At 47.4% G+C, this 16,633-nt stretch carries 14 protein-coding genes and 1 pseudogene; 13 read left to right on the plus strand and 2 right to left on the minus strand.

Annotation, left to right across the window (positions count from 1 at the left end; all coding sequences use genetic code 11):
• From LSE01S_RS11045 to LSE01S_RS01465, 4 genes and pseudogenes are all read left to right on the plus strand, one after another.
• A pseudogene (locus LSE01S_RS11045) lies at positions 1-763 on the plus strand (hypothetical protein); the annotation flags it as partial.
• A 453-nt stretch (positions 764-1,216) separates the two neighbouring features.
• Complete coding sequence (gene asp1, locus LSE01S_RS01455) at positions 1,217-2,734, plus strand: accessory Sec system glycosyltransferase Asp1 (RefSeq protein WP_061775858.1); 1,518 nt, start codon at positions 1,217-1,219, stop codon at positions 2,732-2,734.
• 16 nt (positions 2,735-2,750) lie between these two features.
• Positions 2,751-4,286 carry a glycosyltransferase family 4 protein gene (locus LSE01S_RS01460; RefSeq protein ID WP_061775859.1) on the plus strand — a complete coding sequence of 512 codons (1,536 nt, stop codon included), beginning with the start codon at positions 2,751-2,753 and terminating at the stop codon, positions 4,284-4,286.
• Complete coding sequence (locus LSE01S_RS01465) at positions 4,283-5,785, plus strand: glycosyltransferase (RefSeq protein ID WP_061775860.1); 1,503 nt, start codon at positions 4,283-4,285, stop codon at positions 5,783-5,785. The genes LSE01S_RS01460 and LSE01S_RS01465 overlap by 4 nt, the downstream gene beginning before the upstream one ends.
• 46 nt (positions 5,786-5,831) lie before the next feature.
• Here the strand turns inward: LSE01S_RS01465 and LSE01S_RS01470 are convergent, their stop codons facing one another.
• Positions 5,832-6,446 carry a copper homeostasis protein CutC gene (locus LSE01S_RS01470; protein ID WP_235808285.1) on the minus strand — a complete coding sequence of 205 codons (615 nt, stop codon included), beginning with the start codon at positions 6,444-6,446 and terminating at the stop codon, positions 5,832-5,834.
• A gap of 75 nt (positions 6,447-6,521) precedes the next feature.
• On the opposite strand from LSE01S_RS01470, the gene LSE01S_RS01475 reads away from it, so the two are divergent.
• The 4 genes from LSE01S_RS01475 to LSE01S_RS01490 all read left to right on the plus strand — a co-directional run bounded on the left by LSE01S_RS01475 (position 6,522) and on the right by LSE01S_RS01490 (position 11,718).
• Positions 6,522-7,694 (plus strand): AI-2E family transporter, encoded by a 1,173-nt coding sequence (locus LSE01S_RS01475; RefSeq protein WP_061775862.1) that lies wholly within the window; start codon positions 6,522-6,524, stop codon positions 7,692-7,694.
• The gene (locus LSE01S_RS01480) at positions 7,681-8,535 is read left to right on the plus strand and encodes a methyltransferase domain-containing protein (RefSeq protein WP_061775863.1); all 855 of its coding nucleotides are present in this window, start codon (positions 7,681-7,683) and stop codon (positions 8,533-8,535) included. The genes LSE01S_RS01475 and LSE01S_RS01480 overlap by 14 nt, the downstream gene beginning before the upstream one ends.
• A 277-nt stretch (positions 8,536-8,812) precedes the next feature.
• Positions 8,813-9,325: a tRNA (cytidine(34)-2'-O)-methyltransferase gene (locus LSE01S_RS01485; protein ID WP_061775864.1), complete on the plus strand. Its 513-nt coding sequence runs from the start codon at positions 8,813-8,815 to the stop codon at positions 9,323-9,325.
• 23 nt (positions 9,326-9,348) lie between these two features.
• The gene (locus LSE01S_RS01490; RefSeq protein ID WP_061775865.1) at positions 9,349-11,718 is read left to right on the plus strand and encodes a DNA translocase FtsK; all 2,370 of its coding nucleotides are present in this window, start codon (positions 9,349-9,351) and stop codon (positions 11,716-11,718) included.
• 64 nt (positions 11,719-11,782) lie between these two features.
• Here LSE01S_RS01490 and LSE01S_RS10760 read toward each other — a convergent pair whose 3' ends face one another.
• On the minus strand, positions 11,783-11,899 hold the full coding sequence (locus LSE01S_RS10760; protein ID WP_082622315.1) for a DUF4044 domain-containing protein: 117 nt from the start codon (positions 11,897-11,899) through the stop codon (positions 11,783-11,785).
• A 172-nt stretch (positions 11,900-12,071) separates the two neighbouring features.
• Here LSE01S_RS10760 and LSE01S_RS01495 point away from each other — a divergent pair, with 172 nt between their 5' ends.
• The 5 genes from LSE01S_RS01495 to LSE01S_RS01515 all read left to right on the plus strand — a co-directional run bounded on the left by LSE01S_RS01495 (position 12,072) and on the right by LSE01S_RS01515 (position 16,619).
• Positions 12,072-12,425, plus strand: coding sequence for a DUF3397 family protein (locus LSE01S_RS01495; RefSeq protein ID WP_061775866.1), 354 nt, complete (start codon positions 12,072-12,074; stop codon positions 12,423-12,425).
• A 203-nt stretch (positions 12,426-12,628) separates the two neighbouring features.
• The gene (mraZ, locus tag LSE01S_RS01500) at positions 12,629-13,060 is read left to right on the plus strand and encodes a division/cell wall cluster transcriptional repressor MraZ (RefSeq protein ID WP_061775867.1); all 432 of its coding nucleotides are present in this window, start codon (positions 12,629-12,631) and stop codon (positions 13,058-13,060) included.
• A gap of 20 nt (positions 13,061-13,080) precedes the next feature.
• Positions 13,081-14,025 carry a 16S rRNA (cytosine(1402)-N(4))-methyltransferase RsmH gene (gene rsmH, locus LSE01S_RS01505; protein ID WP_061775868.1) on the plus strand — a complete coding sequence of 315 codons (945 nt, stop codon included), beginning with the start codon at positions 13,081-13,083 and terminating at the stop codon, positions 14,023-14,025.
• Positions 14,026-14,067: 42 nt separating this feature from the next.
• Complete coding sequence (gene ftsL, locus LSE01S_RS01510) at positions 14,068-14,460, plus strand: cell division protein FtsL (RefSeq protein WP_061775869.1); 393 nt, start codon at positions 14,068-14,070, stop codon at positions 14,458-14,460.
• On the plus strand, positions 14,460-16,619 hold the full coding sequence (locus LSE01S_RS01515; RefSeq protein WP_061775870.1) for a penicillin-binding transpeptidase domain-containing protein: 2,160 nt from the start codon (positions 14,460-14,462) through the stop codon (positions 16,617-16,619). Before ftsL ends, LSE01S_RS01515 begins: the two co-directional genes overlap by 1 nt.
• The last annotated feature ends 14 nt before the right edge of the window (positions 16,620-16,633 follow it).

The raw sequence follows: 16,633 nt of genomic DNA on the forward strand, positions 1-16,633 counted from the left end.
GTCTGAATCCGAAGCAGCATCTGAATCAGAAGAACAATCTGAATCAGAAGACAATTCCGAATCAGAAGATAATTCCGATTCAGACAGTGGAAGTGAAGGCTCAGATGGTTCTGACTCCGACAGTGAATCTGAATCGGGCAGTGAATCAGAGTCCAACAGTAACAATACAGGTGGCTCTGGCAGCAACTCTGGTTCTGACGCTAACTCAGGATCAGAAGGTGCAACCGACTCTGAATCTGATGGTTCCGAAGAAAATTCGGAATCTGACGGCGGAAATAACGCTAATTCATCTGATTCTTCTTCAACTTCAACCGGTGACAAGGGCAAGGGCTCCGGGAACTCGTCCTCAACGGGTACCGGTTCCTCGTCAGCGTCCGGCAGCAATGGCACTGGTAGCGTAACGGCAACGAACCTGTCATACGGTGGTAGCAATGCAACGCCAACTTCAGCATCGACAGTTGACCTTACAGCTGATAACAACGATGCTGCAGTAGTGGATGATACTGGCAACGATTCATCTGACGACAAAGACAAGTCAGATGATAAGTCCAGCGATTCAAGCAAGAGTTCTCTTGCAAAGGGTGGCGATGGTGACCAAATTGTTGGCGATAAGAACAGTGAAGATACTAGTTCTCCAACAATCTTGAGCTCTATTGCAGCAGCAATTGCCGCCGTTACTGGTGGGTCATGGCTCTTCCTCTTTGGTAAGCGTCGTAAGAAAGACGCGGACCAAGAGACAGACGATGACAATCGTCGCAAATAGCATCAAATTGAAATACAAGTAGGTATGAAATAACGCCTAGCGGACCATCACAAGTAAGATTGTGGTGGTTCTTACATAACTTAATTAAAGTTATGACTCAGATTGAGAAGGTTTCTCAAAAAATACTGCTGCTGATTATCAAATTTTAGGTAGTGATAAGCTGTCTTGATTGATAATGAGCGGTACAATATCAAATGAAAGGGTGGTTTTGTGGTCATTCTGACGTCAATATTTGCCTATCACAATGTTCAGTTGTTTCTCCGATTAATGATTTATTTCTTAATGTGGTCGTTGGTTTTGGTGTTCAGGTTTTTACACCGTAAGAAGACACGAAAACGAATGGATGAACGGACTAAATATATGATGAAACATACTGAAAAAGACAAGGATGGAAAGTACCCTTGGGAAATAAAAGATAATGATTAAGTCTAGTTGTTAGATGGGAGTGTCCTGATGTACTATTTCGTGAATGAATATATCTTGCAGAAAAACTCAAGCGTTGAACACACAGCGATGAACCGTGTACGCCTCTTCAACCATTTCCAGCGACCGGCTAAGATTGTGACAAAGATCTATGATCGCTTGCTTCATCAAACGTTGACCAATTTTGGGTTAAAAGATGATGATGTGGTTAACATGTTTGATTTCTTCCAAGGAACGACCAAAATGGCGGAGACCAAGGTCATGCACACTGATGACTTGCGATTACCAGTTGAGTCAGAAGTGAGTGTTGGCGCCAACTTTAGCGGAGTCTCCGTGGGTGATATTCCAACTGGAAATGTTGGTTTTATCCCCGGGACCATTGGTCGGGTCTTCTATCAGGAGTTCGTGGATAGTCAGGGCAATGCCATTGAGACCGACCTGTGGGATTGGCGTGGATTTAAGTCAGCAACGCAGTATTTTGGTCAAGATGGTAAACTAATTATGCAACGGTATTACCAGCCTGATGGTCAGATCGTTCTTGAGGAGTACTTTGCACCAGACACCAATGGTAATCCGTTGGCTTCCAGAATGATCTTGAAGGATTATCAGGGGAAGGGTGATTTGTTTTTCCAAAATCCAGACGGCTTGTTTGAGTTCTTTTTAGCCGAATTAAGTAAACAAGATCCTGAGACCACCACATTTATCAGCGATCGACCAGGTACAGGTGTTCGGCCGTTGTTGGCTTTGAATGATTCGTCACGTAAGTATGTGTATGTTCCGATTAATCATGTGGTCAAACAGGATGACCCGATTTATGGCCAGCTCGATGGCTTCTTGCAACCCGCATTCGACCACTTCAATTCGTTTGATGGATTCATTACAGCCACACCTCAACAGGCAGCCGATTTGAAGCAACGCTTTCCTAAGGCTAATGTAACGTCGATTTCAGTGGTTTCTACGACACCGTTAGTGAAAGGTGAAACGAGTTTGAAACCAATGGCACAACGGTTGGCAGGTAGCTTACTCTATGTGGGGCGGATCTCTGCTGACAAGCAGATTGAACAGTTGATTCGAATGTTTGCCATTATTAAGCAACGGGTTCCGCATGCAATATTTGATCTTTATGGTTATGGGGAGCCAGCATTCATGAAACAAATGACTGACTTGGTGAATGAGTTGCAGCTACAATCGAGTGTGACCCTTAAGGACTACTATCCTGATATTGATGGTCAATATGACAACTATCAGGCATTAGTTAACTTGTCCTTTGTTGATGGCGGACCAATGGGTATGCAGGAAGCTATGACTCATGGCATTCCTGCCATCAGTACGCCGTTTAACTATGGGCCACAGGATTATATTCAAGATGGCGTTAACGGGTATCTCTGCAAACCAGGAGATACGCTGGCGATGGCTGATAGGATTGTTGATTTATTCACGGATTCTAAGAAGTTGGCGAAGCTCAGTGAAGGGGCTTATACGACGGCTCACAAGAATTGGACGCGTCAAAAAGTTTGGAATCGTTGGCAGAAGTTTCTGAAAGATTAGGGGGGTCGATTAGTAAATGTACTACTTCTTGAACGATAATATGCAGTTTTCCAAGTCCGGGATTGAACATGCGGAGATTAAACGGCTCCACTTATTCCAGAAGAATCACGTTCCAGCAAAGATTGTGACACGAATGTTTACGATGGATTTGACAGAAGTCCTCGAACAGGCTGGCATCAATCGAACAAATTTTGTTAATTTATTTGAATATTTTTGTGGCTCTACGGGTGGTGATCGGCATTCGTTTAGTATGAATGATATTTCGCTGCCTGCGAACACGACGCAAACTCGTAAGGATAATCAGGTTCAGGTCTTTGCTCAAGGTAAGATGCTAATGATTATCTATCTTCGCGAGAATAGTAATGAAATTCACAATATTCAGTACTTTGATGTCAATGGTCGGACCTTGAAAATGTCCTGGTGGGATATTCGGGGCTTCAAATGTCTTGAACAACTCTTCGACTGGGGTGGCAAGATTGTGGCTGAACAATACTTTGGTCCGGACGGTCAGGTTCATGTCGAGAAATGCCACTTGTTGAATCGGGCAGGTAAGGAACATCTGACGTGGCGAGTGCTTAACTATCGTGGTCAAAATTGGGTGTTTAATGGAATGAATGCGCTGACACGATTCTTTTACGATGAATTGAACGATACCGGCGAGAAGAATGTTTATATTTGTGACCGGACGGTGGAATGTGATTGGGCGTTGTTTAACATGAAGACGCCAGCCTTTAAGGTTTTGCATCTCCATAACGACCACGTTGCTGATCCAAGTGACATGATTCACTCGCCCTTGAATAATAATTATCAAAATGCGTTAATGAATTGGGATCAATGGGATGCCGTGATTTCGGCGACGCCCGAGCAAAGTCAAGATGTGGAGGACCGGTTTGGCACGGCCATCCCAGCCTTTACTATTCCGGTTGGCTATGTGACCGATGAAGAGTTAGCAATGACCCAGCAGCCGTTTGACCGGCGGGAAGTCGGGCGAGTTGTTCATGTTGCTCGACTGGCACCAGAAAAGCAACAGGATCACTCGATTAAAGCCTTTGCCAAGGTTCATGAGGCTTTCCCAGCCGCACGATTGGAACTATGGGGTTACGCTAATGGGGACATTGATAAGTCGTTGCACCAGCTGGTTTCCACACTTCACTTAGAGGATGTCGTGCAGTTTAAGGGGTACACACATGACATCAACGCGGTCTATGAGGGTGCTCAAATTGGATTATTGCCTAGTCGGGCTGAAGGTTTTTCACTCATGCTGTTGGAAGCACAGTCACATGGTTTGCCAATGATTGCTAACGACGTCAAGTATGGTCCTAGTGATATCATCCAGGATGGCGTTAGTGGGGTGCTGACTACCAATGGTAATGTCGATGAATTGGCGGCGGCGATCATTGATTTATTGGGTCATCAAGAAAAACTGGCTGAATTTAGCGAGGCCGCTTACCGGAACGTTCATCGCTACTCAGAAGAAGCGGTTTTTGAAAAATGGCAAACACTGTTGACCTACTTTGATGAACTATCTAGCCGAAAGGAAGTTGCCCTGTGAATTACTTTATCGATGAAAACCTTGGAAGTAAATTAACCGGGATCGAAAAGGCTCAGATCAACCGGCTCCACCTTTTTGAAAAAGGGGGGCTTCCCGCTCGAGGGGTCATCATGCATTACAACACGCAGTTGCACCTTTACGCGGATTCATTCGGCGTGCACGGCCGTTACTTCTCTATGTATGATTTCTTCCAGGGCACCAAGGATGATGAAGCGGTGGTCAACCGTGGCTGGATTGATTACTGGGAGAATAAGTGTCATTTCCGAGTGCAATACTTACCCAAGACCACCGATGTTCGGATTCACGATGGGGAAACATTCCGGATGTATGCCCACTTTATGGATAAGGACTATCAAATCTTAGATTACATTAATTACTTTGATAAGCGACATGTGAAGACAATGCGGGAGATCTATGATACACGTGGCTTTTGCAGTCAGATCGTCTATCTGACGGAGAAGCAAAAGGTTGCCTCGAAGGTTTATCTGAATCGTCAAGGTGAACGGGTCATGGAAGACCTCTACGATTCCTCCCCAGATCTGGAATCTAAATGGACTCAGACGATCGTCAGAAATTTTCGCGGTCGGGATTACATTTTCGATTCGCAGATGGAACTGCGAACATTCTTCTTCAATCAACTGTATGAAGACGGTGACCTATATATTAGTGATCGCAATCTGAAGTTGGCTGAACCATTGGACAAGACGGATGACCGGGTCAAGATTTGTGGTGTGATTCACAGTACGCATGCACAGAAGCAATCGGACGTGATGAATTCACCAATCAAGACGCATTATCGGTTCATGATTGAGCATCCGGACCATTTTTCGAAGATTATTTGTTCTACCGATTACCAGCGACGAGATCTGGTGAACCGTTTTCCAGATTTGAAGGACAAGTTTGTGGCAATCCCAGTGGGGTTCACAACGCCGGTTAAGATTGACCCGAGCAAGCGGTTGACGAACCGAGTGATGTGTGTCGCTCGATTCTCGCCCGAAAAGCAAATTATGCAGCAAGCAGAGGTTATTAAGCGCTTGGTACCAGAGTTTCCTGATGTTGAATTACATTTGTTTGGCTATGGAAAAGGCGAGAAGGCCCTTCGTGATTTTGTCAAAGAAAACCATTTAGAAAAAAATATCATTTTCCGTGGTTTCTTGACAGATCTTAGTGAAGAATATCAAAAGGGGACGGTTTCCTTGCTAACCAGTATTGAAGAGGGCTTCTCTTTAGCGACACTGGAAGCAGAAAACTATGGTGTGCCAGTCATTAGTTATGACATTCGCTATGGGCCTCGTGAAATTATTGACGATAACGTTAATGGCTTCTTGATCAAGCCGAATGATCAGGACGCGTTATACGAGCGATTACGTCGAGTCTTACGTTCGCCAAAGTTACAACAAACTTTGAGTGCTGAGAGTATTAAATTAGCCAAGCGGTTCTCAGAAGAGGCCATCTTGCAACGATGGGAAAATGTTGTGAACGATGTATTAGCAAATTAATCGGATCGAAAAAAGCCTCGACAATTTTGTCGAGGCTTTTGCTGGCTTAAGCTTGAGGATGGAACACCAGGTTGAGTCCTAGCTTGGTGGCCACCGTCTTCGTTTCCGCAACGGTTAAGTTGGCTGGAATCAAAGTTAAGCCGACTTTTTGCGCGAGTTGATGAGTTGTCAATAGGTGGTTCGCCTCATTGTCGCTACTCAAGAGGTAATCGAAGCCTTGGTCGGCCAACCAGTTGAGGGCTTGCTCGCGGTGCTCAAGGGGGATAGCGTCGTAAGCCGTGCTGAAGGTTAAGGTCATTCCACCCGCGGCGGCAATGATCAGCTGGAGCCCTTCCACGTCAAGAGTATGGTTGGCCGTCAAGGCGCCCAGAATCACGCCATCAACCCCCAATTGTTGAGCCTCGAGCAGATCGGCTTCCATGATCTTGAGCTCGACGTCGTTGTAGATGGCTTGGCCACCACGAGGAGCAATAACTAGGTCGAGGCTAACTTGGTGTTCGTGAGCGTAACGGACGGCCTCAGCCATGACCCCCTTGCTGACGGTGGTACCACCCGCGGCGAGGTTATCAGCTAAAGCGATTCGTTTGTGACCGGCCTGGATGTTAGCAGCCAAGTCCGTGTAATTTTCAATTAAGGGTTCTGTTAAGAGCAAAGTGGTCATCCTTTCTATTGCCGACGTCCGTAATGGGCGACGGTATGTTACAATATACGCATTATTTATCTAGGAGTGAAGCATTTGAAACCAGAAACTAAGCAGCACCGTTCGTGGTTTTGGAACTGGGTGGTTAACAATCGTTTAGTTTCAATTTTAACCATCACCTTACTTATTCTACTCATCTTACTAGTGCTAAGTAAAGTTCAATGGTTGGCCGCGCCATTTATTCTCGTCTGGCAGATTCTGGGTATGCCCATATTGTTGGCGGGTGTGGGTTATTATCTTTTGAATCCGGTGGTTGATTGGCTCGAGCGCCACAATATTCGACGAACGTGGTCCATCATTGGCCTGTTCATCATTGTAGCCCTCCTGATTGCCTGGGGAATCATTCGGTTGATCCCAATGGTTCAGCACCAGACAACCATGTTGATTGCTGAATGGCCACATTACTGGCATCAGGGCTCGGACCAGCTGAATCACTGGCTTAGTGATGACCGCTTAAATGGGATTCGTGATCAGTTGAATCAGTTTAACCAGAAGCTTAGTAAAGGGTCTTCGAGTGCGTTTTCGAATCTGGCTAAAAACACTTGGTCGTCGGTGGGTGGAATTGTCAGTCGGATTACGGCGATTGTCGTCGCTTTCGTTACGGCGCCATTTATCTTATTTTACTTGTTACGTGATGGCCAGCACCTGCCAGCGTATCTGTCGCGAATCTTGCCGCTTAACAAGCGGAAATCTATGATGAAATTATTAGTGGAGATGAATCGACAGGTTAGTAATTACGTTCGTGGACAGTTGGTGGTTGCGTTCATCGTTGCAATTCTATTCTATATTGGGTTCTTGATCGTTGGTCTACGATTTGCCCTACTATTAGGGATCGTCGCTGGGGTGCTCAATCTGATTCCATATCTCGGGTCGTTCCTAGCAATGGTTCCGGCGGTTGTCGTTGCGGTATTTGTTTCACCGTGGATGTTGGTGAAGGTTTTAATCGTCTTTATCATCGAACAGACGTTAGAAGGTCGGGTCATTTCGCCACTGGTCTTGGGTAGCTCACTCAAGATTCACCCACTGACTATTATTTTTATATTGCTGATTGCCGGTAAGGCCTTCGGGGTACTTGGGGTAGTATTAGGGATTCCTGGTTACGCCGTCCTGCGGGTAATTGTTACAGAAATTTTTCACTGGTACCAGAACTTTGTCGGCGGCTATGAGCAACCGACCACGTTAGATGGGGGAACACATGAAAAAAATTGATCAAGCACGTCAGTTCCTGCAGACCCGGCCACATCTTTTCCGTTGCCCGGTTTGTCAAGAACCCTATGAACAGGTCGTTGACCGGAGCCTTGTTTGTCCTAATGGACATAGCGTCGATGTCTCTAAGAAGGGCACCTTGTATTTCATGCAGCGAGCGGTGGCCAGTGAGTACGATGATGCCATGTTGGCTGCTCGCCGGCGGATGTTGCAGGCGGGACTCTTTGCGGGCATCACGGATGCCTTTGTTGCTAAGATGCCGGCGACCGCCCAAACAATTCTAGATGTTGGCTGTGGGGAAGGGACTCCCTTAAACGATGTGCTGACCAAGCGGAAAAATCAGGAGGATGTCGCGGTGGGCTTTGACTTATCCAAGCCCGGGATTAATCTGGCGACACAGTTGGAGAATTCAGCCTTCTTTTGTGTGGCTGATTTGGCCCAAATGCCGTTCGCAGATGGCCAATTCACGACGATCCTGGATTTATTTTCGCCGTCTGCTTACCAAGAATTTAATCGGGTGCTGGCGCCGGATGGGCAATTACTGAAGGTTATTCCTAACAGTGACTATCTAATTGAGTTGCGTCAGGCGATTTTTCCTGCCGATAGTGCCCATGCTACCTATGATAATGGGAAGGTGCTGGGCCTATTCCAAGAACATTATCCTAATGCCACGGCGGAACGCATTCGTTACCAGGTCCCGGTCTCAGCAGAACGATTCGCGGATTTGATGCTGATGACGCCCATGCACTGGGGTGCTACCCCCGAACGATTGGCCGAGGTTAAGGCCCATCCATTTACCGAAATTACGGTTGATGTGACTCTGCTGACGGCACAAGGACATTAAGTAAAACGTTTAAGAATCTTATGAAAAAGGCTTGATCGGCTGACAGGGCAGTGTTATATTGACCAATGAGAAATCGTTTGGCGGTCGACATCAGCTAGTAACTGTTAGCGGCTGACAAGTAGCACTTCACTAGAGTAGTTCCTCGCCGTGCCCACACCGAGGAGCTGCTTTTTTTGTGTCGTCCAAGCCACCGTCTGAACTTGTCAAAGGCCCGGCGGAACGGCTATAATGAGTGAACAGAACGGCAACTTGCCGAACGGAACGGAGAGACTAATAGATGACGAATCATATTGCTTTATTTGAACCCTTATTTCCTGCTAATACGGGAAACATTGCCCGGACTTGTGCCGGTACAGACACCATTTTGGATCTCATCAAGCCTTTAGGGTTTTCAGTCGATGATGCCCACCTCAAACGGGCCGGATTGGATTATTGGGACAAGGTGGATGTTCGCTATCACGAAAATCTACCAGCTTTCCTGGAAACTGTCACGGATCCCAAGCAACTTTACTTAGTCTCCAAGTTTGCGGAACGGGATTACACGGAGCCTGATTATCAAGTTAATGATAACGATCATTTCTTCTTGTTTGGTAAGGAAACCACGGGATTACCAGAACCCTTCATGCGGGCGCACATGGAACAGTGTATTCGAATTCCACAAGATGACAGCCACATCCGGGCACTTAACTTATCCAATAGCGCTGCAATCGTGATTTACGAGGTCTTGCGGCAACAATCATTCTTGAATTTGGAACGGATTCACCGTTACCCACACGACAAATTAAAATAGGCTAACGAAAGGGGGAGCAGTCGGTGGCAACAAAACAAAAAACAACCCGACGGCGTCCAGCACGGCGTAGAACACCTGCCAGGAAATCACCCCGTCGGAAACCGCCATTTCCATACACTAGTAATATTTTAGGCTTGATCCTGGTGGCCTTAGCGGGTCTAGGAGCATTTAATCTTGGATTCATTGGGACATTATGTGCCAACTTGGTTCGCTTGGTAGTGGGGGATACTTATGAGTTTGGCTTGATTCTGATCGGCGCTCTGGGTGTCGCGCTGACATTTACTGGAACTTGGCCCCACTTGAAACGTCACTACCTTGTCGGCAGCACGCTAATCTACGGTGGTTGGCTCTTGTGGGTGACGGCCACTCATTTTATTCAGGTGGACCAACATCGGCAATTCATTGCCACCATTTGGCATAATAGTTTAGCGGATCTCTTTACAGGCGGCTTGAATGCGCAATTAGGTGGTGGGCTGGTAGGGGCTTTGGAACTGAGCATTGTCGCTTGGCTCATTGCTCTGATCGGTGCCCAGATTGCAGCATGGCTGGTCATATTAGTGGGAATCATCGTGTTCTTTCAGATCCCCTTTGCCAGGATTGAACAGGCCTTGCAGGTGACTTGGCAGGGCCTCACCAAGGGGATGCAAGCTAGCGGTTCGGTGATTAAGCGTGGAAGCGAGCTCGCCAAAGAAAAACACGCCGCACGTCAACAGGAGGCGTCGTCCGCACCGATCAAACCGATTGCGGCCTCAGCAGCACCGGTTTCGGCGGCGACAAGTCAGCCACAGCCGGCCAGTGCCGCAACCGAAGAGCCCAGCTACCATATTACGGTCGCGGCTAACGAAGTACCGAAGCCCCGATCGGCTTCAGCACCTGGACCAGAGTCGGCTAGTGAGGCAAAGGAGACTGACTTGTTGGCCAATAGCACGCCAGTGGACCCCAATTATAAGTTGCCCACGGCAGACCTATTGAAACAAGTTCCACCGACGGATCAGACGGCCGAAGTCAATGCGATTGATGCCAACACTAAGATCCTGAAGCAGACGTTGGATAGTTTTGGTGTGGATGCTGAGGTTAAGAACGTTAGCCTAGGACCCTCCGTCACCGAATATGAGCTACATCCCGCAATCGGCGTCAAGGTTTCACGAATCGTTAATCTTGCCGATGATTTGGCTTTGGCATTGGCCGCCAAGGGTATTCGGATCCAGGCGCCAATTCCCGGAAAATCATTAATTGGGATTGAAGTCCCTAACAAGAAGGTTTCGACAGTTGCATTTCGAGATGTCATTGAGGCTCAGCCAGTTCATCCGGATCGGCCACTTGAGGTACCGCTTGGTCGCAATGTCACGGGACAGGTTGTCAGCATGGACCTGACGAAGATGCCGCATTTGCTGATTGCCGGTGCCACGGGTAGCGGGAAGTCGGTAGCCATCAATGATATTATCACCAGTATCTTGATGAACGCCCGTCCCGACCAAGTAAAGTTGATGCTAATCGATCCTAAAAAAGTTGAACTGAGTGTGTACAACGGCATTCCACATCTATTGACGCCAGTGGTTTCCGAACCTAAAAAGGCGGCTCGGGCTTTGCAAAAGGTGGTTGCTGAAATGGAGCGGCGTTACGAGTTATTCTCTCAACTCGGTCAACGAAAAATTTCTGGGTATAATGCTATGGTCCAAAAAGCCAATCAAGCCGATAATCAGGCGCGGCCAACCCTGCCATATATTATCGTGGTTGTCGATGAATTGGCTGACTTGATGATGACGGTCTCCAATGAAGTTGAAGATGCCATTATCCGCTTAGCTCAGATGGGCCGAGCAGCCGGGGTGCATATGATTCTGGCTACTCAACGGCCATCGGTAGACGTCATTACCGGGCTGATTAAGGCTAACGTACCTTCTCGAATTGCTTTTGCGGTTTCCAGTGGGATTGATTCCCGGACCATTCTCGATACGAATGGGGCGGAAAAACTGTTAGGCCGTGGAGATATGCTATACCAACCCGTCGATGCTAATTCCCCGGTGCGGGTCCAAGGGGCCTTTATACCGGACGAGGATGTTAGCAATGTGGTGGACTTCATCAAGGCAGAGCAAGCGGCCGATTACGATGAAGATATGATGGTGAGTGATGAGGAAGTTCAGCAAGAAGCGGCAGGGGACAGTGATGATGAGCTGTTCGATGACGCGTTAAACTTTGTGGTTGACCAACAGAAGGCTAGCACCTCGCTCTTACAGCGGCGATTCCGGATTGGATATAACCGGGCCGCCCGGATTATGGATGATTTGGAGCAGCGAGGCTATATTGGCCCGCAAGAGGGCAGTAAGCCACGTCAAGTTTATAAGCAGCCCACCAGTGAGCCAATTGATGACCAGGGTAGTCATCAATCCGAGTAGACTGTAGATTGAAGGCAAAAAGAAAACTCCCACAGCGCTGAAAGCGCGTGGGAGTTTTTTTAGTCTATTGAATGAAGGCTGTGATTGCACCGAACACCAGTGAACCGATCGTTGCAATGATCATGACCCATACAAAAACGTTGGTGATTTTTTGAAAAGTTGATTTTTTCTTTTTTGCCATGCGGGATTAGCCACCTCTTCGCTTCCAAATTATACTCAATTAGTTTACCGTGGCCTTGGGATAATTGCAACCGCGGAGCGTAACTTGTCAATAAGCTGTCATAAAAGGCAATTGCAACTCGGTCAAGAAATCTTTATAATTAAACGGATATGAAAGAGGAGGGGCAACACAAATGAACTTCTGGACATCTCCTGGGGGACAATTGGCTATTTTGGCGATTGGCTGGGTGATTATTCGGCTCGTCAAGCAAGTTTTAAGGCGGCATTGGCCACATAACTTACTAACCTGGGATCTGATGACCCCACTATTAATCATCTGTTCGGTCATCCTAATTGGGGATGGTGCGGGTAGAATCCTCCCTTGGTTAATGATGGGGTGGATGATTATTGGGGTAATTGTTACCCTGGTACAAGCCATTCATAACCATGAATTGTTGTATAGCACCTTCATTCGCACCTTCTGGCGCCTGACCGACTTATACTGGACGGTGGGTTTCGTCGGTTGCTTGATCGTCTCAATTAGCTGAATGCTTATGCATAATTATAAACATATTTGATTATAGACTCAGTTTTTTATCTGCTTAAAAAGGGCGGTCAGCCACGGTGAACACTTGTTCGCCGTGGCTTTTTTGCGTCCAGTGGGGAAATTTATAAAAATTCGGAAACAATGTGGTAGAAGGTGGGGGGATGTGGTAAACTTGAAAATAGTTACAAATAGGGGGTAATGGCTATGTTTATGGGCGAGTTTGAGCATTCAATTGACACCAAAGGCCGGCTCATTATCCCCGCCAAATTCCGTGATCAACTGGGAGATCAGTTTGTGGTTACTCGGGGAATGGATGGTTGCCTCTTTGGCTATCCGATGACCGAGTGGTCGGCGTTGCAAGATAAATTGAAAGCCTTGCCAGTCAACCGAAAAGATGCCCGGGCGTTTGTCCGGTTCTTCTATTCAGCCGCTACGGAGTGTGAACTCGATAAGCAGGGGCGAATTAATCTGCCCAAGTCATTACGCGATCATGCGGCGTTAAGTAAACAATGTGTGATTGTCGGCGTGGCAAACCGCTTTGAAATTTGGAGTAGCGAGCGGTGGCAAGACTTTTCGACCACTGCTGAAGAAGATTTTGATGACATTGCTGAAAACTTGATTGATTTCGGCATGTAATTTGGGAAGGGAGAGTGTCTATGGAAGACTTTCATCATGTTACGGTCCTGCTAAAAGAAGCCGTTGCCGGTTTAGCCATCAAGCCAACGGGAATCTATGTTGACTGCACTCTCGGTGGCGGTGGTCATAGTCAGCGAATTTTGGAACAACTGACAACGGGTCACCTGTACGCCTTTGACCAGGACCAAACAGCCATTACCTATAACGAAGAACATTTGAAACCATACTTAGATGCCGGGCAGCTCACGTTTATCAAGGCGAACTTCCGCGATATTCAAGCTGAATTAGCCCAACGTGGGGTCGACCAGGTAGACGGCGTGCTCTACGACCTGGGAGTCTCTTCACCGCAATTTGATGAGGCCAATCGGGGATTCAGTTATCAGCACGACGCTCCACTGGATATGCGGATGGATCAAGACCAAAAATTGACTGCGTGGATTGTGGTTAATGAATGGGAATTTAACGATCTAATGCGAATATTCCGGCGCTACGGTGAGGAAAAGTTTGCCAAGCCAATTGCCAGAGCAATCGAACGGCATCGGGCCACAGCGCCCATCGATACGACCGGCCAGCTGGTGGAGATCATCAAAGAAGGCATCCCAGCTGCCGCTAGACGGCATGGAGGCCATCCCGCTAAGAAGGTCTTCCAAGCCATCCGGATTGCCGTTAACGATGAACTAGGAGCCTTAGAAGACTCCCTAGAACAAGCCATCGACCTGATTGGGTTGAACGGCCGAGTCAGTGTCATTACCTTCCAGTCGCTTGAAGACCGGCTGGTCAAAACCATGTTCCGTGAACATTCATCCTTACCGGAATTGCCCCATGGGATCCCGGTAATCCCTGATGATTTGCAGCCAGATTATCAGTTAGTCAATCGTAAACCGATCTTGCCCTCTGAGGCGGAATTAGCGGTCAATCATCGGGCACACAGTGCTAAGTTGAGAATTTTAGAAAAAATTAAGTAGTCAAACCAACCACTAAAAATCGACATAGGAAGATGATCATTTATGGCGCAAAATAGTTTAGCTGAAGCTGTTCCACTTATCCAGGAACCCGTTCGCCGCCCAAAGGTCCAGCCACAACCTACTCCACAACAACAACCGCAGCAGAGCCCTCGGAAACGTTGGCTGCCGGTATCCAAGTTTGAGAAGTGTTTGATGACAGTCTGTGGCCTTATTCTTGCTGTCCTCATGGTTAGTGTCGTCTCCGCCAAGATCGCGATGAGTAACGCCCAGCACGAATTGCAAAGCGTGAATAATCAGGTCACTACATATACGAATCGTAATACCAATACGCAACAAGAGATCAACGAGTTGCAGAGTCGGACACGACTTGATAAAATTGCCAAGAAACAAGGTTTAACCTTGGAGAATGCCAGAATAAGGAATGTTAACAAATAATGAATGATTCCCAAAAACAACCAACATCGAATAAAAACCCTCGCAGAAACCGGAAGCATGTCGGCCAGTTTCTGTTTTTCCTTTTCCTCGGCGTTTTTATCCTGATTGTTGGTCGTTTTTCGTATATATCCATTGGCAAGAAGGTTCAAAATGTCAATCTGAGTGCGGCTGCTCAGCAATTGTATACCGCTAATGAGACCTTGAAGGCTAAACGGGGAACGATTTACGACGCTAATGGCCAGGCCATTGCCGAAGATACCAGTGTCTACTCGGTCTACGTGGTATTAGACAAGCGGCAGGTTGGGTTAAAGGGGCAGAAGCTGTATGCCACGAACAAGGAAAAGATTGCGACCGTTTTGTCTAAGCATTTGCCAATTAGTCGCAAGAAGGTTTTGGCAACGCTGAATCCGTCCTCGGGACAGCCGTTTCAGGTTGAATTTGGGACAGCTGGTCAAAATATTTCGTTAACCACTAAGGAAAAAATTCAAGCAGAACATCTCAATGGGGTCAACTTTGTCCAGCAGGAGGCACGCCTCTATCCTAACGGAACGTTTGCTTCTCATTTGGTTGGTTTAGCCCAAGCCCAGACAAGTAAGGATGGGCAAACCACTTTGAAAGGGTCGATGGGAATTGAGCAGGCCTTTAATCAACAATTGACGGGCACCAATGGGTCACAAAAGATCAAAAAGGATATGTACGGTTATCAGCTGCCTGGAACCAAGCAGAAGGTCAAAAAGGCTAAAAACGGGGATAACGTTTACACAACTCTCGATACACGACTCCAAACGCTCTTAGAAACCGAAATGAGCAGTGTTCAGAGTCAGGTTAAGGCCAACTCAATGAATGCCGTCCTGATGAATGCCAAGACGGGAGCCATTTTGGCTGCCACGCAGCGACCAACGTTTAACGCAACGACCAAGGCAGGGTTGAGCCAGGTTTGGCGAAATACCTTAGTCCAGGACGCCTACGAACCAGGGTCGACGATGAAGATCTTTACGTTGGCTTCCTCGATCAACAGTGGTCATTACAATGGGAATGCCACGTACCAATCTGGGAAGTACACCATCGGTAACCAGACGGTACCGGACTGGAATACCTCAGGATGGGGGACCATTACCTATAACAAAGGGTTTGCGGTCTCTAGTAACGTTGCGATGGCCCACTTGGAACAACAAATGGGGGCTAAGACTTGGAAGAAATACATCAAGAAATTCCATTTCTTGCAGAGCACCAATTCCGGCTTGCCTGGTGAACTGCCGGGGAGCATTGCCTTTAAGCGGCCGATTGAACAGGCCGATACCTCATTTGGCCAAGGGATTCAGGTCACGGTCTTCCAGATGCTCCAAGGCTTAACGGCGGTCAGCAATGATGGGAAGATGATGAAGCCTTACGTCATCAGTAAGGTGACTGATCCCAACACCAATAAGACGGTACGCAAGTACTCACCCAAGGTGGTTGGCAATCCCATCTCTAGTCAGACTGCCCAAGAAGTTCGCAAACACATGGAGGACGTCGTCTACAAGAGCTACGGAATAGGTAGTGACTACAAGATGAGTGGTCAAAAAGTGGCCGTCAAGACCGGTACCGCTCAGGTTAGTAATGGGAGTGGTTATCTGTCCGGCGATGATAATTATCTCTATTCAGTTGCCGCGATGGTGCCAGCCAGCAATCCGAAATACGTGATGTATATCACGATGAAACAGCCTCATTTAGGAAGTAAGACCGCATCCCAATTACTGGCGTCGATCATGAAGCCAGTTATGGCGCGTGCTTTACAGGAAGAAACGGAAAAGAAAACAACGTCCACGACTAAGATGCCTAATGTGCAAGGGAAGACCATCAACGCGGCAACTTCAAGTTTGACAAAGGCGGGCGCAACGGTCACCACGTTAGGTTCTGGTTCAAAGGTGATTAAACAATCGGTCACGACCGGAACGGGGCTCTACCACGATCAACGAATCTTCTTACTAACGGGCGGCAAGGTCACTCTACCAAGTTTGACCGGCTGGTCGAAGGGCGATGTGGTAAAATTAGCACAGTTAGAAGATTTGAAGTTAACCGTCAGTGGAGATGGTTACGTCACCAAGCAAAGCTTGAAGGCGGGATCAACCCTGACCAGTGGGTCGACACTTGCGGTCACCTTGAAACAAAATAAATGAGAATGAGGATTGAC

Origin of the sequence: Levilactobacillus senmaizukei DSM 21775 = NBRC 103853, assembly GCF_001592085.1 — a bacterium.
Classification (GTDB): domain Bacteria; phylum Bacillota; class Bacilli; order Lactobacillales; family Lactobacillaceae; genus Levilactobacillus; species Levilactobacillus senmaizukei.